Source organism: Microbacterium sp. H6 (assembly GCF_003314775.1).
In the GTDB taxonomy this organism is placed as follows: domain Bacteria; phylum Actinomycetota; class Actinomycetes; order Actinomycetales; family Microbacteriaceae; genus Microbacterium; species Microbacterium oxydans.
Genome location: NZ_QOAY01000112.1, coordinates 16331 through 16974, shown reverse-complemented (window position 1 = coordinate 16974; position 644 = coordinate 16331). Strand labels below are relative to the sequence as shown.

The window sequence follows — 644 nt, the reverse complement described above, 5'->3', positions numbered from 1 at the left end:
TTCGGTCTCTCCGGTAACCCGATCGCACTCATCGAGGCGCTCCTCGCACAGGGCACCACGGGCCTGAGCGTCGTGAGCAACAACTGCGGGGTCGACGACTGGGGTCTGGGTGTGCTGTTGGGCGCGCGGCGGATCCGCAAGATGACCTCGTCTTATGTGGGCGAGAACAAGGAGTTCGAGCGTCAGTTCTTGAGCGGGGAACTGGAGCTCGAACTCACACCGCAGGGAACCCTCGCCGAGAAGCTCCGCGCAGGCGGGTCGGGGATCGCCGCCTTCTACACCCAGACCGGGGTCGGCACACAGGTGGCAGAGGGGGGACTGCCGCGCAGATACAACCCCGACGGCACGATCGCCGTCGCCTCGGCCGCCAAAGACGTGCGCACCTTCGAGGTCGACGGGGCCCCGCGTGAGTTCGTCCTCGAGGAGGCGATCACCACCGACTTCGCGCTCGTGCACGCCGCCCGCGGCGACCGACACGGCAACCTCGTGTTCAACAAGGCTGCGCGCAACTTCAACCCGCTCGCAGCCATGGCGGGACGGGTCTGCATCGCTCAGGTCGAACAGCTGGTGGAACCGGGGGAGCTCGACCCCGATGGCATCCACCTTCCCGGCGTCTTCGTGCACCGCGTCGTCGAGGTCGGCAC

Annotated in this window: 1 protein-coding gene; it reads left to right on the top strand. The window is 67.4% G+C overall.

Annotation, left to right across the window (positions count from 1 at the left end):
* On the top strand, positions 1-644 hold a 644-nt coding region (locus DSP71_RS22670; RefSeq protein ID WP_258546319.1), incomplete at both ends, for a CoA transferase subunit A.